Raw genomic sequence first — 19,701 nt, forward strand, 5'->3', positions numbered from 1 at the left:
GGGGAAATTAAAAATGAAAAAACGAGGACATTATTGATTAATCATTGGTGGAACATTACTTTTGTCAGGAACAATTGTTGGAACTTTAACTGCAACGATATTAACTTCTGATAAAACTCATTATTGAAATATCAATCCTTATCAAAAGTATGATTTTAATAAAGTTAAAAATACATTATTAAAAGCAGAAATAGCACCAGAATTAGTAACTCAATATTTAGAATTAACTAAAAAAATTACTGGTGTCACAAAAACCAATGAAATTATTAAAGCGTCAGAACTATTAGATTTAGATAATAAAATTATCAACTCAATTTCTCAAAGAATAATTTGAAACAATGAAAATACCTATCAAGTGCAAAGTAAAATTGATCTTGTTAAACCAATCTTAATGCAATTTTACGAATACTATGATTATATTTATGTTAAACAAAATAACTTGCAAAATGATACTTTAAATAATATGCAATTAAAAAGTTCTAATACTGATTTATATAAATGAAGTATTGGAGCAACTATTAGTGATTATAGTTTAATTAAAAACTATTTAACAAGTGCCCAAGAAGCCTGAATTAGTAAAATGAGTATGAGTTACATTCTTAAAACTTTCCTAAATAAAAAAATAGTTTTATATAACTCATTAATTGATGAAACTAATGATGAAATTGCTAATATTAATCAAGAAATTAAAACATTATTAGGAAACAAAAACCAATTACTAGTCACTAAAATTGATGCTCAAAATCAAACTAGCTTAGTAAGTAATATGTTGTCTGCAATTAACTCATGAGAGTCAAAACTTAAAGCAACATATTGACTAACTATAGGAGCATCTATTATTCAAATCGCTCTGTCATGATTTCCAATAATAGCATGAGCATATGTTCCAATCACAATTGCTTGTGGTTATGCTTACACAACAACTGAAACAAATGCCAATAAAGATTTAAACATTCAAACTAATTCGCTTCAATTCAATCTTAAACATTTAAAAATATATAATGCAGTAATACATCCAATAGTGACTAATTTAATAAAAGACATTCTTAGTAATTTTGCAATTCGAATCGTAAAAATTGCATCAACTCTAGTAGGAGTAATAGTGGCATTTATTGGAATGGAAATTTTAAAAGAAGATTATACAATTGAAAAAAATATGTTTGCTGATATAAAAACAGAAGTTGCTAATCCCGATAGTAAAGTATCAAATGCAATTAATGATTATATCAGTAATCTTGATCAGCAAATAAACGATATTTCAATAACAGTTAAGAATTTAAATATTAAAGAAAATGATTATATGAACCAAAAAGTATCATTTAATAATAAATTAAATGATCTAGCAAATCAAAATCAATTCCTCAAAGAATTTGATACTATGAATACTCAAACCTTTACTGAAACAAACCTTTTCACAACAAATCAAACTGAAAATTGAGAAAAAGCAGTTCAAAAAAAATATGGATATTTGACAGAAAATTCAACTACTACTGATGACTTTATTACGGCATTTACTAACGAAAAAAATAACTTTAATAACAAATATCTTAATGCTCAAAATCAAGAACAACAATTTATTAATAACTATAACAACAATGATAAAGAATATTTCATCAAAAATTTATTATCATATATTGATAACCCATTAACAAATAATTCAACATACTTTAATGATTTAAATCTAACCTGAAATAACTATGATGATATTTTAAGAAAGTAAGGAAATTAATAGTGAATAATATTGAAGTCAAACAAGTAAATCCAAAAATTAGATTAATTTTATTAATTGTTTGTAATTGACTATGAACTCCGTTATCAATCATTTTTATCGGTGAGTGAGCCTCTTTAGCTGCCACACTGCCTTTTTTCCAAGAACATAGTTATGTCTTTTGAATTTTATTAAGTTTTTGAACTGTTTTAATTTTTTTTAGTTTATTTTTCAGCTTAAGAATTGGTATCAAATATCTGCCAAAAGATTTGCGTGAGCATTATCTTCAAAAAAATAATCAACAATTACAAAAAATCAAAAATCTTGAAGTTATTAACGTCACTCAATTATTTAATGTCACACCAATTTGTCAGGAAATCTATTCAAATGGACTATCTTGAATTGAAGCAAGCAATAATCGTTTAGTTGTCAATGGCAAAATTAATGATTTAGATTTTTCTTGAGGAATTGTTTCAGAAATGAAAAAAAATAATTTTAAAAGTTTTCTACTTACTATTTTATATTTTGGTCCAATTATCGGAATTTTTATTGCAATATCAATAAGAAGACTTCTTAATTCAATTGATCTTTCAGAAAGAAGTGAAAGCAATGGTACTACCAAATATAAAAAATTAGGCTCTATTGACTTAGTTGCAAAAAATATCGGAGCAGTAAATTCTGAAAACTATTTGATTTTTGCAGCTAAACTGCAAAAACGAAGCGATTCAATCACCTTAATCCCTATTAATAACCAATATCAATGACCAAAAAACCTTTCTGAAATACAAAAAGAAGAACTTGAAACTTTAATTAAAGAAATGTCAGATTTACCAAATATTTATATTTATCAAGATAACATCTCAATCATGATGAAAAAATATCATTACAATGTCAAAGATAATAATGAATTGCAAACATGAGAACTTCTAAAACAAGCAAACTCTAACAATGAAATTCACTTTAATTACCTAAACAATGCTATTAAAATCTACCATATTTTTAATAAAACTATTTAACTAAAGGAGACAAAAAAATGAAAAAAACTAATAATAATGAAAATAATGCCATTAAAATAAAACAATTAAATACTAAATTTAGATTATTTTTATTCATTTTCTTTAATTGATACATAACTATTATAACTTTTGCTTTCGCTCCAATAAGTTTGCTAACAATTAACTTAGGCTGATTTTGAGATTTGATTATATCTATTTTTGATTTTTGTATTCCGGTTTTAATCCATCTTATTTTTATTCTAAGTATGGGAATTAAATATATGCCCGAAAACTATGCCTCACATTATGTCAAAAAAAATAATCAACAATTGCAAAAAATAAAAAATCTTGAAATTAATAATGTTACACAATTATTTACTATTATTCCAATTTGTAACGAAACATACCAAAAAAATAAAAACTTTGAAAATAGAACTAAACAAGAGTTTAAAAAATTATCATGAATTGAAGTTAGTGCTAATCGCTTAGTTGTGAATGGTAAAATTAATAATTCATATTTTTCGTGAGGAATTGTTTCAGAAATGAAAAAAACTAATTTTAAAGTTTTTTTACTTGCTATTTTATATTTTGGCCCAATTATCGGCATCGTTTTTGGTTTCTTTCCGCAATTATTTGTTAATGCTATTTATGGTCAAAAAAAATGATGAGATAATCTTCCTATTTCTACAAATCCAGGATTTGATCGCTATACAAAATTAGGAGGAATTGACTTATTTCCCTATAATGTTGGTAGAGTAAACTCTGAAAACTATTTAATCTTCGCAGCTAAGCTACAGAAACAAAGTGACTCAATCACCTTAATCCCTATTAATAACCAATATCAATGACCAAAAAACCTTTCTGAAATACAAAAAGAAGAACTTGAAACTTTAATTAAAGAAATGTCAGATTTACCAAATATTTATATTTATCAAGATAACATCTCAATCATGATGAAGAAATATCACTATAATGAAAAAGATAATAATGAATTACAAACATGAGAACTTCTAAAACAAGAAAATTCCAACAATGAAATTCACTTTAATTATCTAAACAATGCTATTAAAATTTATCATATTTTTAATAAAAGCAATCCTAGCATAAAAGAATCTTTAACTATTGATAAATAGAAGAACAAAGTTAAGAGTAAAAATTAAATCTATATTGACATAATGTCAAAAAATAGTAGTTAAATTTAACTACTATTTTTTAAAATTGATTTAATTTAGCATTGATAATATTTTGAATTTTTCTTATTTCTCTATCAGAATGTAAATATCAATTTATATCTTTTATTCTAACTAAATCATACCCTTTAGTTTTAATAAATTTTTCCCTTGATAAGTCTGATAAATATTGATCTGTTGTTGAATGATAATGATAACCATCAACTTCAATTCCCAAAATATAATTATTATTTTCATCTAAAACAACAATATCAATTCTTTTTGATCCTACTGGATATTGTTGACCCAACTTTAAATTATTTTTAATTAAACTAAGTTCATTTAACAACTTGTTATAAACTTCAGTTTCAAAATTAGAATCACTATAACTCCGTGCAGTTTTTATTTCTTGAATTGAATAAGTTCTTTGAATATCTTGGTCACAATCAAGAAAAGCAAGTCAGTTTCTAAAACTTTCGTAATCTTCTCCCGAACCATTACCTAATGTCTTTTCATTAACAGATTTAATAATAATCATTTTAGTTTTAGCTCGAGAAACTGCAACATTTAAAGCATTACGACCACCTTTTCTAGCAACATAAGTACTCATAACTCTTGTTTCTGGTGTATAAACAATTGACATAATTACTAAATCTGCTTCATCACCTTGAATATTTTCAATGTTTCTAATGCTTATTTTAGATTCCATAACTTTAGTTCAAAGACGTGGTTCATCAGATAATTTATCTTCTATTAATTTTTTTTGTTTAATATTAAAAGCTAAAATAATAATAGTGTCATAGTCATTATGAATTACTTTTAAAATTTCAATAACTTTATTTGCTTCTTCATCATTAGTTCCTCTATCTCATTGCCCATTAATTTGAATTACTTCAATTGGAGTTTCAATATTTTTACCAATCTTATCAATTACTTCCAAACTTGATTGATAATATTCTTTAGCAGAAAATGACATTAAGGCTGCTGAATCAGCACGATAATTTTGATCTAACAATATCTCATTAACACCCTTATCTTTTACATAATCAAGTAAAGAAATTGCATTTTCCTCAACATCTGCTTCATCATATTCATCAGCAATATCTCTAGTTGAAAATCATGCTGTTGGTCGCATTTGTTCTTGATCGCCTGCTACAACCTTAATTTTAGATAAATATAAAATTGGTAACCCAAGCTCAAGAAAAATTTGTGAAGATTCATCAATAATTGCATAATCAAAATGATTTTTACTATAACCCATAAAAATTTGCTCTGGAGTTGTCACAATAATTGGAAATAATTCTTTGATAATTGTAATATGATCATTAATAAATTTATTAGGTAACCTTCTTTTTGCTCTAATAGCATTAGCAAATTTTTTATATAAATTTAGTTTCCCAGAATCATATGAAAATCAATTATCAATTTTATCCATAATATTTTTAGATAAATAATTTTCTAAAAAATCTTCATCACTAATAAATGATTGATCATTATTTCTATCATCTAATATTTGAGCATTTTCTGCAATTAATTGAATATTTTCAAATTTTGTTTTTTTAAAAGGACTAATATATTTTTCTAAATCATTAATTTGACTTTCACTAGCAATTTTATAAGCAGCTTTAGAATTTTCAATAAACTTATCTTGATATTTTCATCAAAAAATATAACCATTCTTCTTAATACTATTTAAATTCGCCAAATTTTCTAAAAATATCTTCTCATCACTAGTACCAATTAAAGGATAATCATAATTTAAATTTAATAACGACATTCTTTTCATTTTAGAATAATTATTACCATACAGTTTATAAGATTCAATAATACTATCGTATTCATTCTTTATTTTTAAATCATGAATAATATTTAACATTTTTACTTCTTTATTTGTAATTAAAGGTCTACTTTTTTTATTATAATTAAAAGCAAAACTAGAACGTTCTACAGTTACCAAAAATTCATTTAATTGTTGATAAAATTCTTCTTTTTTCATTTGTTTTGAATCAAAAGAAAAAAGTAAAAATTTAGATAATTTACCCATTCTTTTCTTAATGACATTTAATGCTGCCATTTTTTGCGACATAATAAGAGCACTTTTATTATTATACAAGATATTAGCAATAATATTAGCGATTACTTGCGACTTGCCAGTTCCTGGTGGTCCTCAAATAATCGTATCTTGGATCAATGCTGAAACTAAAGCTCGATCTTGAGAAAAATTACTTTCTTGAATCTTTACTAATCATTCATAATTATTTTCTATTTCATTTTTAATTTTATTTTCATAAATTGCCTTATTTGGATTAGTATCAATAATACTTTCAATTTCATTATTATCAATAATTTCTTGCAGCAATTTTCTTAAGTAACCACCTTCAGGATTAAATCAACCCATTATTAAACCAGGTTTAATTTCAATTTTTTGATTTTTAATTTCTTCTTTTTTAAAGTTTACAAATCTATCAATAAAAAAATTAATGTCTGTTGGTGTTACTGCTTGAATAGAAGCTAATATTTCTTTCAATAATTCTAAAAATGATTTTTCATCATCATCAATTGGATTTACTAAACTATATCCCATTCTTTCCAAATAAAAAAATAACTTTTCATTAATTATCCAATTTGAATTATTTGTTATTCTTACTTTATTCTTAATAATCTCAAGATTAATTTCTTTTAATAATAAAGGAGCATTAAAAGCATAAAATTCATTTAAATCAGTTCCTTTTATAAAACAAGTGCCAATATAAAGGGGCGATAAACCTTTTTGATCAGTTTCATCTTTTACTTCTTTTTTATATTTTGTTCATTTCTTAATAAACTGCTGTTTCTCAACTTCTAAATTTTTAATAATTTGTTCCAAAGTTATTCTTACTTCTGATGCAATTAGTAAACCATTTTCAAAAATTCTTTTTAATTTATAATCATTCTCTTTACATATTCTTTTTACTTCTTGTCCTAATAATAAAGAATTATTATTATTATATATAAAATTATCTTTTTGTAATAAAATTTCTAATTCTTTTATTAAATTATTAATTCAATCTGTTGTTAATTCTAAAGTAAAATTTTTATTTGTAAAAATTTGTTCTAAAGATTTTACATCATCTTTAAACTTAACAAATAAATCAAAATGTTTCGGTGATGTTTTCGTTAATATTGCAGAATCACCTCTTTTAATATCTAATAAATTATTTAAAAGTTTTGTATATTTTTTATCTTTTTCAACTTCTTTAATTAACATTACTAAAACCCTTCAAACTAAAATTAATTAATCTTCTAATCTCTTATTTGCCCATTTAATTTGTTCTAAAACTTTTTCTAATAATAGATTTTTTTCTTCACTTTGTGTATATGCAATTGTTAATTGCTTGTTAATTTCACTTAATTTAGAAAAATGTTCACTAGTTTCTTTTAATTGTTTACTTAAATTATCAACACTCTCACTTAATTTATTAAACATCACTAAACTATTTTTTATTGTTGTTAACATAGAATTAATCTCTTCTAAAGACACTTTTAATTGTTTATTCATATCGCTCCAACTTTCTTTTTATAAAATTAATTATTATTTTTTAGTCATTATAGCAAAGTATCGAGGTAGGCAATAACAATATTTAAAAAAAAATAAGATTTTTTTTAAGATAAAAATTTTATTTTTAAATCTAATCATAAACTTTATTCACTCTAAATTAAAAAAGTATATATAATTAAAATTATTTCATTAGAGAGAAAAAAGGAAAATAGCAGAAAATAATGTAACTTATTTACCACAATATATATAATTTTAAGAAAATGGTACTAAAATCTAGTACCACTTTTATTTGACTTTAACCTTTAATTAAAATATAATATATAAGTTGTTTTTTAATTTACAATTTTCTTTATTTAACAGTATCGATTAAGTTTGTAAATAAAAACTGTTTACAAACAAAAATTATTTTACGACCATTTTAAAGAAAATTATCTTAATTAAATAAAATCTTAAGACTTAAAAATCCAAATATAACATATAATGATTTTTCATATGCTAAATTTTCTTTAAACTAAATTTTATTTTATTAAAGAAAAAGGAGAACATATGAATTTTAATGAACTAAACTTAAAAAATGAACTAAACTTAGCTGTTGCTAAATTAGGTTATCTTAAACCAACACCAATTCAAAAGATTTCAATTCCAGAAATATTACAAAATAAAGATATTCTTGGAAAAAGTCACACTGGAACTGGTAAAACTGCTGCTTTTCTCTTACCAATTTTAAATAACTTAGACACTAACTTATTTAAAAATCAAACTTTAATTGTTTGTCCAACAAGAGATTTAGCATTACAAATTTCACAAGAAGTAAAAAAATATGCAATGTATTTAAAAAATGTTAAAGTTGCTTTATTAATTGGTGGTTCTAATATGAGACGACAAATTACTGATTTAAAATACAGTAATATTGTTATTGGAACCCCTGGAAGAATTGTTGATCATTTAAATCGTAGAAGTTTAAAACTAGGATTTTTAAAAACTATTGTTTTAGACGAAACTGATGAAATGGTAAAAATGGGATTTAAAGAAAAGATTGATGAAATCTTTGCTTATGCACCAGAAAATATTCAAACACTTTTATTTTCTGCGACAATTTCAAAAACAATTTTAAAAATTACTGCGGATTATCAAACTAATCCAATCGCAATCAACCTTAATAACGAATTAAAAACAGAAGAACACAAAAATCTAAAACAATTTTATTTTGACACTAAACATCTTAATAAAGAAAAAGCTTTAATTGCTTTATATAAAGAATTAAATCCAAAATTAAGTATTATTTTTTCTAATACAAAAGCATATACAACTAAATTACAAGAATTATTAAAGCAAAATGGTATTGAAGCTGTAACAATTACTGGTGATAAAAGACAAAGAGAAAGAGAACAAGCAATAAAATTATTTAAAACTGGACAAGTTAACGTTTTAATTGCTACTGACTTAATGGCTCGTGGTATTCACGTTGATGGCATTGATTATGTCTTTAACTTTGATATTCCAAAAGAAAAAGAATATTATATTCACCGAATTGGTAGAACTGCTCGTGCTGGTGCTACAGGTACTGCTATTACTTTAGTTAATAACAGAAATAATTATTTTGATCTGAAAGATATTGAAAAATTTCAAAACCAACCAATTAATAAATTAGAAATTAATTCAGAACTATTAGATTTCAAAAAAAATGATGATTATAAAAATGATTTTGATCGTCCAAGAAACTTTGACCGTTCAAAAAATAACTTTAGTCGTTCAAAAAACAATTCTAATCATTCTAGAAACAACTTTGATCGTTCTAAAAACGATTTTGATCGTCCAAGAAACTTTGACCGTTCAAAAAATAACTTTAGTCGTTCAAAAAACAATTCTAATCATTCTAGAAACAATTTTGACAGTTCTAAAAACTATCGTAGTAAACGATATAACTAATTAATAACCCGAAAGGGTTATTTTTTATATTTTATAATCTAATTACTTTTATTTTTTAAAACTTAATGTTAATATTTATTTGTAAGACATAGAGTAAATGTAGCAAAGCTTAACCGTAATCTAAGTACGGACAACTTTATGCAGAAGAGAGGCAACTCTCTTTTTTACTAAATTGGGGGTTAGATATTTTGAAATGATTTATTCATTTTTATCTAGATGAAAGTGGCAATAATTTATCAGAATTTTTTACTATTGGCGGATTTTATATTATTTCTAATAATCCTAATCAAATTCAAATGATAGAAAATAAAATTAAAACTAACATCTTAAAAACAGAAAATTCAATAAAACTATATCGAAAACATAATGAACCAAATTTGAACCAATTTATCTTTACTTCAAGAAAAAATGAATTTCACAAAGAAGTAAAATGATATAAATTATCATATGATAATAAAAAATTTTTAATTAAAAATATTCAAAATTTTAATCAACAAAATACAAGTATCCATTTTAATTTAAAAAAATGAATGACAGAAAATAATCATATTATAAATATTGATGCAATTTATAACATGATGGTTTATCACTTAATTAAAAATAATTTAAAGCAATTAAAGATTAATTTTGATGAAGAAATTTCAATTAAAATATTTATTGATCAAAGAAAATATACACCGAAAATAAATGATAAAAATCATCTTGAATCACTTGAAGGCTATATTAATACATCACTATATCTTGATACTAATTTTGAAAAAATAAAATTAACAGTAACACAATTAAATTCTGCAAAATCAGCTTTAATAAGATATGCTGATTATTACGCTGGTTTAACTTCTTCTATGTGTCGAATTATCATTGGTTCACAAAAAATTTGAGATACCGATATTGATTTATTTTTTGAGACAATTCATAAAAAAATTGCGTGCAATTGCTATCCAACAATCAAAAATCAATGCCAAATAATATCTAACTTATGCTCAAAATGCCAAGCAATAAATCCAATTTAAGTCATGTTATTATGAAAGAGATATATAATGAAATATAATAAATCAGAAAGTTTGAGGAACTTACCAAAATGTTAGATTCTAAAACAATTTACATTGATCAAGAACTTCAATTAAAAATTCTAAATAATTTTATTTCAATCAATATAAATGTATTATTAGATGAATATTTAAATAATCTTAACCAATGTAATTATGAAATAATCTTTGAATACTTAGATAATTTAGTTGAATTAAAAAAACTTGATGATAAATTTTCTATTAAAGATAAAATATTTAAAATGAATGTAAAAAAAATTGAAAAACTTAAAAAAGCTTTTTCAAAACAAAAAAATATTAAATCATTATGTGAAAGACTTAATTTCTTATTATTTTTAATAGTTTCAAAAGAAGCTCAAGATACTTTATTTTTAAATTTATTAGATTATTTCAATGAATTAAAAACAGAAACAATCGAAAAAAATAATAATTTCATTAATATCAATAATTTATATGAAAATACAAAAGATAAAATTAAATTATTAATGCCTAACAATAATTTAAATAATCACTTTAATTACTATTATGCTTAAAAGAGAATTTTAATTCTCTTTTTATATTTGCTTATTTAAACAAAAACCCTTATAATTAGTAAGCATTTTATTAATTAATAAGGAGCAATAATTATGCATAACAAAAAAAGAATTGTTGTTGGTATTAGTGGTGGCGTTGATTCTGCTGTTAGTGCTTATCTATTAAAAAAACAAGGCCACGAAGTGATTGGTCTTTTTATGCGTAATTGAGATTCGCTTCTAAACAATGAATTAAATAATGAAAATCTAACTAATATTTGTCCACAAGAACAAGATTATTTAGATGCTCAAAAAGTTTGCCAAGAATTAGGAATTGAATTAATCCGAAAAGATTTTATTAAAGAATATTGAGATTATGTTTTTAGTTATTTTTTAGATGAATTTAAAAATAGCAGAACGCCTAACCCTGATATTTTTTGTAACAAGTACATAAAATTTTCAGCATTCCTTGACTATGCTATTAAAGAATTAAAAGCAGACTATATTGCTATGGGTCATTACGCTCAAATTAATTTTGATGAAGCAACAAAAGAATATCAATTATTAAAAGGGGTTGATGTTAACAAAGATCAAAGTTATTTCTTATCACAATTATCACAAGAGCAATTAAAATATACAATCTTTCCAATTGGTAATTTAACTAAACCAGAAGTTAGAATAATTGCTAAAGATTTAAATCTTAGTGTTGCTAATAAAAAAGATTCAACAGGAATTTGTTTTATTGGCGAAAGAAACTTTAAAAACTTTTTAGATAACTATTTACCAGCGAAACCAGGTAAAACCGTTGATATTAAGACGAAAAAAGAAATTGGAACTCATGATGGTGTTTACTATTACACACTTGGTCAAAGAAAAGGTTTAAACTTATCAGGTTTTAAAAATCCTTACTTCGTTGTTGATAAAGATGTCAAAAATAATATTTTGTATGTTGCCAATGAAAATGAAAATGGTTGATTAATGCATAATAATTGTTTCGTTAATAATATTAATTGAATTAGTAAAGATAAACCAAAAACCATTAAGTGTTTTGCTAAATTCCGTTATCGTCAATCTGACATTCCTGTAAAACTTACCTTCATTAATGACAATGAAATTAAAGTAAAATCTTTACAAGCAGTAAGAGCAATTACTCCAGGTCAAATTGCTGCATTTTATTTAAATGATGTTTGCTTGGGTTCAGGTATTGTCAATACTATCGAAAAATAAATAGCTTTAAGATATATTTACTTAAATCTATTTTTTATTATTCAATTATGTCTCGCCAGTTACTTTTTCTTTATTTTCGTCGTCTTCTTTTCATTCGCCTTCAGAATCAATTAATTCTTTTCGAACTTTTTGTGCTAATTGATAATTTTTATTAGTTTCATTATTATAAATTCTTGTATTACGATCTAAATAATTTTCAATTTCACTTTGTAAATTTTTAGCAACAAAGGCTCAATCATCTTTAAGTAGGAATTCTTGATCGTATTGTTCTTGCTGATTAGTTTCAATTCTAATTAACAATTTTGGTTTATAGTATGTGAAATATCAAATAATTGCAAAAGTGAAAACCAAAACAATATAGAAAATTTGTAAACTATTTGAAACAAGTGCAACAATACCAGCGGAATGAGAAATAGCATCTACTGAATGTAGATTATTAACTCCATCAATAAAACTATTAGCTAAATTAAGAAATCACATAACCAATTGTCAAAGTAAAAATAAAAGGGCAAAAGTTCAAATTCCAAATTCAAATTTATTATGTCGCAATTTCTTTTGCCATGACAATTTTAAAGCAATACTAATAACAAAACTATAAATAATAATCATAATAAAAGAAGCTTCACCAGTAATAGTTCCATAGTTAAGAACCGTACTCGGTTTATCAACCTTATTAAAGGTATCAGTAATTGCTTGAACTAAATCAGGAATGACCAAAAAAACAAGAGCAAAAATAAAAGTAATAATTAAATTTAAGCGAGAAGCACGATAAGCAATTCCATCTTTATTTAAATCTTTAAATTTGTCAGGCAAATAACCTTCAACTGCTAAAGGTTCTAAAATCCCACCACTATATAAAGCATTTTGCATTCCAGCATTTGCTTTCAAAGAAATGGTGCAAATTAACATAATTAAAATACCAGTTTGTCCTAATCATTTGGCATTAAATTTTTTACCCAATAAATCAAAGACTTGTAAATTTGGATTATCAGAAAAATTTCCGACAACAGCGCCAATCATTAAAACTGTTACTAAAACATAAAATAAAGTTGCTAAAAACATAACAATAATAATTGAAAGACTAATATTTCTTTGTGGATTTTTAACATTTTTCCCAATTGTAGAATAAGTTTCAAAACCTAAAAAGAAAAAGAAACAAGATGTAAAAGCTTCAGAAAAAGAATTAGCTGTTAAGTTTTGATGGTCAATTACAGTTTCATAATTACTAAATCCTGATTTAACAAATAAAGTAATTACTGCTGCAATTAATAAAAAGGTTGTAATTCATTTAATATAAGCTGAAATATTAACAAAATATTTAAAAACTTTCATCCCAAAAAATAAGACACAAGATACTAAACCATAAATTGCAATTCCAATTAAATCTAAAGCAAAATTACTTCATACACCTCAATTAGCATATAAAAAAGAACTAGGATCAGTAAAATTAATTCGAATCATTGAAATAATTTGTGAAGTAACAATTACTGGCAAAGTTGAGTACTGAACAAAAGCAATTAATCAACCTCAAAAACGACCATAACTACTTCTAGTATAAATATATGCTGCACCATTCGTTCCTGGATGAACTCGAGATAAACGAGCAAAAGCTCAAGCACAAGTTCCAGCAATTAAACCTTCAACTAGGAAAATTCAAATCATATGAGTTCCCAAAGTTACACCAGTTTTACCATATAATAGCGTAGCAAAAACAGCAGTGAAACTAATTCCTGCAGTATAATTAAAACCAAATCAAACAAGTTCTCCTAAAGACAATTTATTAGAAGCATCTTTTTTTCTTTTGAAAAAATTAAAATTGAAAGTAAATTTCTTTGGCATCTAACTTGCTCCAATAATTTCTTTTAATAATTTATATTATATAGAAAAAAATAATTAAATATCTTTTTTTATCTTATTAATCGCATCAAATAAAAATACATTTGATTTAGTAGACGAAGCACATAAAACTAAACCTTGAATTAAAGCAAGAAAAGGATTACTTAGCAATCAAATATCAACAGAAAAAATCAAATTTAAAGATATCGAGAATTTTGTTAAAGTATGAAAACCTTAATTGATTTCAGTTTATTTCAATATAAATGGATAGAAATTAATCAAGGTAACGAAACTTTTACTTACAAAACCGATGAAAATACAGCTAAAAAAATTAATCATGAACTTTTTGATACTTTTAAAAAACTAAATGCATCAGAAAATATCTTAAATGACCTTTTTGGTAAAAGAAACAACCATGAAGTTAGAGAAGCAAAACAAAGAGATATTATTTTAAAAATATTTAAAAGTTTTGGCTTTAAAGATGAATACATTGATCAATATATTGGTAGTAATTCCATTTATCAAACCAAAACTAAAGGTGAACGAAGACTTTTTTATATAATTGAAACTTTAAAATTACCTAAGAATGATAAAACAATTATCCTAAAACCATTATTTTTAGATGTCAATCATGTAATTTATAATAATGAACATTTTCCAAAAAAGTTTCAAGTTTGCGTAGTTTGTTTAGAAAAAGAATGTCATGAGTAAATTAATCAAATATATTAAAAAGTAGCAATTAGCTCTGCTACTTTTTAATATGTAACTATTTTTGACTCTCTGATTCCACTTTTTTAATATCGGCATGAATACTCATTTCATCAACTTTATGTTTTAAATAAGATTCTGTTACAGGTAAATTCAAATTGAAACTAGTTAAATAACAAATTTCAACAGTAATTGCTTTAACTTTGAAATCAAGAACATGACCACCAGTTTTTTTATCAGAACTAATAAAATGAGCATGAAATCCTGGAACAAGCATCATATTTGCAAAGTTCGGTCCTCAAAAAGATACTAAATCACCAGAAAGATTTTCTAAAACTAATTCACTTTGATTCTTTGCTGCTTCTTTTAAAGCAACAAATGGTTCTTTTTGTTTTGTTAAAGTTCGGGTACTAATCTTTTCAAATGATCCTTTCATTTTCACAGCATAAAAGATATTCGATGATGGAAATTTTTGTTCCAATTGTTTTTTTAATTCTGAAAATCCAATATTATTAAAAGTTAATTTCAAATCAGCAACAAAATTAGTTACTGAAGCGAAAGGACTAGTCATTTGATTATTAATGATATTAACATCACCTGAAGCTAAAATTTGATACCCTTTTCCATCTAAAATAATTAATTCACCATCAGTAGCATTAAAAGTTCCAAGTCCAAAATTACCATGTTTTAATAATTCTATTGTTTTAATTGAGCCAGATACATCACCTGACATTAATGCTGAAAAAATTGAATGTTGAAAAAAGTTATGACCTTTAATTTGCATTATTCACCTCGTTAAAATTAATTGATATTCTAATCATTATATAATTATTTTAGTAAATTAGTCGATCAATTAGTAACAAAATTATTAAAATTATTATAATCAATGTTTAAAATTGGATTCGAAACAACCTTTGGTTTCGGTTGATTTTTAAGTTTTTTATGTGCTTTAAAATAACCTCTTAATAATAAGAAAGAAGCATAAGAAATAACAGGAACTGATATTCACTGAAATATTACTTTAATATCAGATGTACTTACTCCTAATCCTTTTCCTAAACCAACAAAAATTAAACTAAAAGAAGCAATAACACCAATTATTCCACCCAAAGTCATACAAAAACTTGTCTTTGGTAAATAATTATTATTCTTAGAATAACGATAACCGTTAACATGCATTGTTAAACCAGCACTAACTGTCATAATTGGAAATACTACTAAAAAATCAATTCCTAATAACGAAATAATCGCCATTGCTGGAGCATATAAACCAACACCAAAACTCATAAAAATACCTAAAATAATAAATCCTAAACAACCAATAATAAATTTTCATCAAATAGCAAAAACACCTTTTAAATCTCCTGAAGGCAATAAAGCAATTCCTTTAACTGTCATTAACATAATAATTGCAGTACCTGCTAAGATAACACCCATAATTAATTGCACTACTCTAGTATTAACTTTATTAACAATTCTTGAACCAATAAAAGAACCAATAACAGCACAAACAATAAAAGGAACTAAAGTTGTCACTTCTACTTGCACTGCTCCAATAAATAAACAACCGGTAAATAAGTTACTAATTGCCATACCAGTATTTAAAGTTCCTGGAATTGTTTTATCATCTTTAATCGATTTCGTTACCTTTAATAAATTAGTATTTGTTGCAAAAGAACCAATCCCTAAAACATCACAAAAGTTAGCAATAAAACCAATTGGCATAATTTTTGCTGCATTATTATAACTATCTAGCATCATTTTTTTTGTTGAATTACGACAAATATAAAATAAAAAAATCAAATCAACTGCAATAATAAACATTGAAATTGAAAATCCAATAATTGAATTTTTGTCAGAAAAATTAATTGGTGCAACTAATAAATAATTTAATAATAAACCAATTACCATACAAATTGGAATTAAAATCAAAGCAATAATTGTAAAAGTTTTTGGCGTAATTTGATAAAATTTTCTTTGTTTTTGTTTTACTGCTTGATTATTTGCTGTTAGACACTCTTGATATTTTGCTTGTAACTTAACTAAATCAGCATTTAAATTATTATTTAAGTAAGATAAATCTTGCTTGAAAATTTGAATTGCTGTTTTTTTGTAAAAAGCATAATCTTCATTGCTAATTTTCTTTTGTTTCCGATCATTAGATAATGATTTCAAAAAATGTTTTTTTTGTTTATTAAAATTTTCAATTACCAAAAAATCATTCTTAAATTGATCATTAGCAATATTTAATTGATCATTAATTTCTTCTAAACGATTTGACATTATTAACCTCTTTACTTCCCTCATTTACTTAAATATATCATGTTTATTATAAAATAATTAAACTTTAAAAATTAATTTAAAAATGTGTTCTAATCAAAATTAGAACACACTATGATTTACTTTTTATTTGATTTTATTATTTGTGGTTTTGTTAGTTCAAGATTGTCTTCAACTTCTGATTGAATTAAATTAGCTGCTTCTTCACTTTGATTTTGGTGATTACCTGCATCTTTTGTAATCAAATCTGATTGATTTGATGCTTTATTTTCTTTCGCAACTCTTAAGTCTCATAAACAAATATTATTAGCACTAATAATTCCTTCAGCAATTGCCTTTCCTTGACCTTCATTAACACGAGTAACACCAACTTTATTAGCAGGAAAAATTGTTCATTTTTCTTTATTAGTTAATAAATTAATATTAATCTTGTCATTGGCTTTAAAACTTGAAATTAAATTAACAATTTTTCTTTTTGGAAGATTAAGAACTTTTTGCCCTTTTGTTGTTCTTACTGTCTGTTCTAAACTACTAAAACTAATTCTCTTAAAATGACCGGTTGCAGTTAAAATTCCATAAACATCATTACTATTTCCTGTTGCAGCGCCAATAACTTTATCATTTAATCCTAAATTCAAAGCTTTAATTCCTCGAGCACTTAAACCTAAAACATTAATATTATTTTCTAAATATTTTAATGTAAAACCATCTTTAGTGCTTAAAACAATTCATTCTTTGCCATTAGTAAAATTAGCACTAACTAACTGATCATTAGGTTTTAAACCAATACATTTCATGGCGCGATTAAAACTTTTATCAGCAAAATTATTAATCATTACTCGTTTAATTAATCCTAATTGTGATACTAAAACTAAATAACAATTTTCTTGTTTAAAATTATTAACAATAGCACTAGCAACAATTTTTTCTGATGGCATTAATTTCACTAAAGTATTAATATGAATTCCAACATCTTTTCATTTACTTTCAGTTAATTTATAACCCGGAATAATAACATAATTACCACGATTAGTAATTAATAACAAATTATCTAAATTATCAATTTTACCTTGACTAACAATAATATCAGTTGGCTTACGACCAAACTCCTTATAATCAATATCAGTTTGGGCAATTGAACGATTATTAATTGCTTTAATTCAACCATCATAACTAACTGTAACAAATAATTCTAATTCTTTTAATGTTGCTTTTTCATCAATGACAATTTCTTTAATTTCACCAGCAATAACTGATCTTCTTGGTACTGAATACTTACCTTTAACTTGGTTAAAATGCTCAATAATTGTACTATTTAAAACTTTTTTACTTTTTAAAATGTTAGTTAAATTAATAATCGCTTTTTCAATTGATGCCTTTTCTTCTAACAAAGTATTAACATCAGCAACCGTTAAACGATATAAACGTAAAGAAACAATTGCTTCTGCTTGTCGTTCTGTTAAATCAAATTCTTTAATTAATGAAGCACAAGCTAGACTTTTATTCTTAGCTGTTCTAATTACTTTAACAACTTTATCAATTGAATTTAAAGCAATAATTAAACCTTCAATAATTTCTAAACGTTTTTTTAGTTGTTTTAAATCATATTTACTTTTTCTTGTCACAACTTCAACTTGATGATTAATATAAAAATCTAATAATTGAATTAATGATAAAATTTGTGGCTTATTATTAGCAATTGCAACTAAGTTAAAATTATAATAAACTTGTAAATTAGTATTTTTAAATAAATAATTTAAAATCTCTTCAGCATGAGCATCATGAGTTAAATCAATAACAATTCTTAAACCTTGACGATCAGTTTCATCTCTTACTTCTTTAATACCATGAATTTTATTTAAAGCACGAATATCATCAATTTTCTTAATTAAATCTTGTTTCACAACTTCAAAAGGTAATTCATGAATAACAATTCGATGATCTTTATTATTTTTTGCCTTTGTTTCAATCGTTGTTTTTGAACGAATAGCAATTTTACCTTTACCAGTTTTATAAGCTGTTTTAATATGAGAAAGACCTTGAATAATTCCTCCAGTTGGAAAGTCAGGTCCCTTAATACCATTTCTCATAATTTCTGACAAAGTTGCTTCCGGATTATTAATCCGATAAATAATAGCATTAATTACTTCTGCTAAATTATGTGGTGGAATATTCGTTGCCATACCAACGGCAATTCCTGTCGCACCATTAACTAATAAATTAGGGAAATATGAAGGTAAAACTACTGGTTCTGTTTCTGATGAATCAAAGTTAGGAATAAAATCAACAACATTTTTTTTCAAATCTTGTAATAATAAATGAGCAATTGGGCTTAAACGTAATTCAGTATAACGCATCGCAGCAGGACTATCACCATCAATTGATCCTTTATTACCTTGCATATCAACTAATGGTAAATATAATTTTCATGGTTGCGCCATTCTAACAACTGCACCGTAAACTGGAGCATCACCGTGTGGATGATATTTACCAATTACTTCACCAACAACACGAGCAGACTTTTTATAAGGTTTATCAGCACTTAAATCTAAGTCATTCATTGCATAAAGAATTCGCCGTTGTACTGGCTTTAAACCATCACGAACATCAGGTAAAGCACGATCTAAAATAATATACTTTGAATAACGACTAAAAAGATTTCCTAATAAATAAGAAATTGAATAAACTAATAATTGTTCATCATGATTGCTTTCATTAACTAAATCTTGATTATTAGTAGACATTACTTT

Annotated in this window: 14 protein-coding genes; 8 read left to right on the plus strand and 6 right to left on the minus strand. The window is 24.5% G+C overall.

Features of this window, described 5'->3' with window-relative positions:
• The first annotated feature begins 13 nt into the window (after positions 1-13).
• The 3 genes from LT335_RS00800 to LT335_RS00810 are packed head-to-tail and all read left to right on the plus strand — an operon-like array spanning position 14 to position 3,836.
• Positions 14-1,720, plus strand: coding sequence for a hypothetical protein (locus LT335_RS00800; protein WP_249727909.1), 1,707 nt, complete (start codon positions 14-16; stop codon positions 1,718-1,720).
• Between the two features lie 11 nt (positions 1,721-1,731).
• Positions 1,732-2,724, plus strand: coding sequence for a hypothetical protein (locus tag LT335_RS00805; RefSeq protein WP_249727911.1), 993 nt, complete (start codon positions 1,732-1,734; stop codon positions 2,722-2,724).
• A 17-nt stretch (positions 2,725-2,741) separates the two neighbouring features.
• A complete protein-coding gene (locus LT335_RS00810) occupies positions 2,742-3,836 on the plus strand; it encodes a hypothetical protein (protein ID WP_249727912.1) in 1,095 nt (364 codons plus the stop codon).
• Between the two features lie 79 nt (positions 3,837-3,915).
• On the opposite strand, the gene LT335_RS04450 is transcribed toward LT335_RS00810, so the two are convergent.
• On the minus strand, positions 3,916-7,119 hold the full coding sequence (locus LT335_RS04450) for a PDDEXK-like endonuclease domain-containing protein (RefSeq protein ID WP_249727913.1): 3,204 nt from the start codon (positions 7,117-7,119) through the stop codon (positions 3,916-3,918).
• Between the two features lie 27 nt (positions 7,120-7,146).
• Positions 7,147-7,410, minus strand: a complete 264-nt coding sequence (locus tag LT335_RS00820; protein ID WP_249727914.1) for a hypothetical protein — start codon at positions 7,408-7,410, stop codon at positions 7,147-7,149.
• Positions 7,411-7,956: 546 nt separating this feature from the next.
• On the opposite strand from LT335_RS00820, the gene LT335_RS00825 reads away from it, so the two are divergent.
• The 4 genes from LT335_RS00825 (at position 7,957) to mnmA (ending at position 12,127) form a co-directional block, all read left to right on the plus strand.
• The gene (locus LT335_RS00825) at positions 7,957-9,339 is read left to right on the plus strand and encodes a DEAD/DEAH box helicase (RefSeq protein WP_249727915.1); all 1,383 of its coding nucleotides are present in this window, start codon (positions 7,957-7,959) and stop codon (positions 9,337-9,339) included.
• Between the two features lie 188 nt (positions 9,340-9,527).
• A complete protein-coding gene (locus LT335_RS00830; RefSeq protein WP_249727917.1) occupies positions 9,528-10,352 on the plus strand; it encodes a DUF3800 domain-containing protein in 825 nt (274 codons plus the stop codon).
• A 68-nt stretch (positions 10,353-10,420) separates the two neighbouring features.
• Positions 10,421-10,921, plus strand: a complete 501-nt coding sequence (locus LT335_RS00835) for a hypothetical protein (RefSeq protein ID WP_249727918.1) — start codon at positions 10,421-10,423, stop codon at positions 10,919-10,921.
• Positions 10,922-11,014: 93 nt separating this feature from the next.
• Positions 11,015-12,127 (plus strand): tRNA 2-thiouridine(34) synthase MnmA, encoded by a 1,113-nt coding sequence (gene mnmA / locus LT335_RS00840; RefSeq protein ID WP_283778543.1) that lies wholly within the window; start codon positions 11,015-11,017, stop codon positions 12,125-12,127.
• Positions 12,128-12,172: 45 nt separating this feature from the next.
• On the opposite strand, the gene LT335_RS04455 is transcribed toward mnmA, so the two are convergent.
• Entirely contained in the window at positions 12,173-13,966 is a 1,794-nt protein-coding gene (locus LT335_RS04455; RefSeq protein WP_249727919.1) for an APC family permease, read from the minus strand.
• Positions 13,967-14,188: 222 nt separating this feature from the next.
• On the opposite strand from LT335_RS04455, the gene LT335_RS00850 reads away from it, so the two are divergent.
• Entirely contained in the window at positions 14,189-14,674 is a 486-nt protein-coding gene (locus tag LT335_RS00850) for a UU032 domain-containing protein (protein ID WP_249727920.1), read from the plus strand.
• Between the two features lie 55 nt (positions 14,675-14,729).
• On the opposite strand, the gene budA is transcribed toward LT335_RS00850, so the two are convergent.
• The 3 genes from budA to parC form a co-directional block, all read right to left on the minus strand.
• Positions 14,730-15,455 (minus strand): acetolactate decarboxylase, encoded by a 726-nt coding sequence (gene budA / locus LT335_RS00855; RefSeq protein ID WP_249727922.1) that lies wholly within the window; start codon positions 15,453-15,455, stop codon positions 14,730-14,732.
• Between the two features lie 44 nt (positions 15,456-15,499).
• The gene (locus LT335_RS00860) at positions 15,500-16,954 is read right to left on the minus strand and encodes a sulfite exporter TauE/SafE family protein (protein ID WP_249727923.1); all 1,455 of its coding nucleotides are present in this window, start codon (positions 16,952-16,954) and stop codon (positions 15,500-15,502) included.
• 116 nt (positions 16,955-17,070) lie between these two features.
• Positions 17,071-19,695 (minus strand): DNA topoisomerase IV subunit A, encoded by a 2,625-nt coding sequence (gene parC, locus LT335_RS00865; RefSeq protein ID WP_249727924.1) that lies wholly within the window; start codon positions 19,693-19,695, stop codon positions 17,071-17,073.
• Positions 19,696-19,701 lie beyond the last annotated feature (6 nt).

The organism is Spiroplasma attinicola (assembly GCF_023509825.1).
Lineage (GTDB): Bacteria > Bacillota_I > Bacilli_A > Mycoplasmatales > VBWQ01 > Spiroplasma_D > Spiroplasma_D attinicola.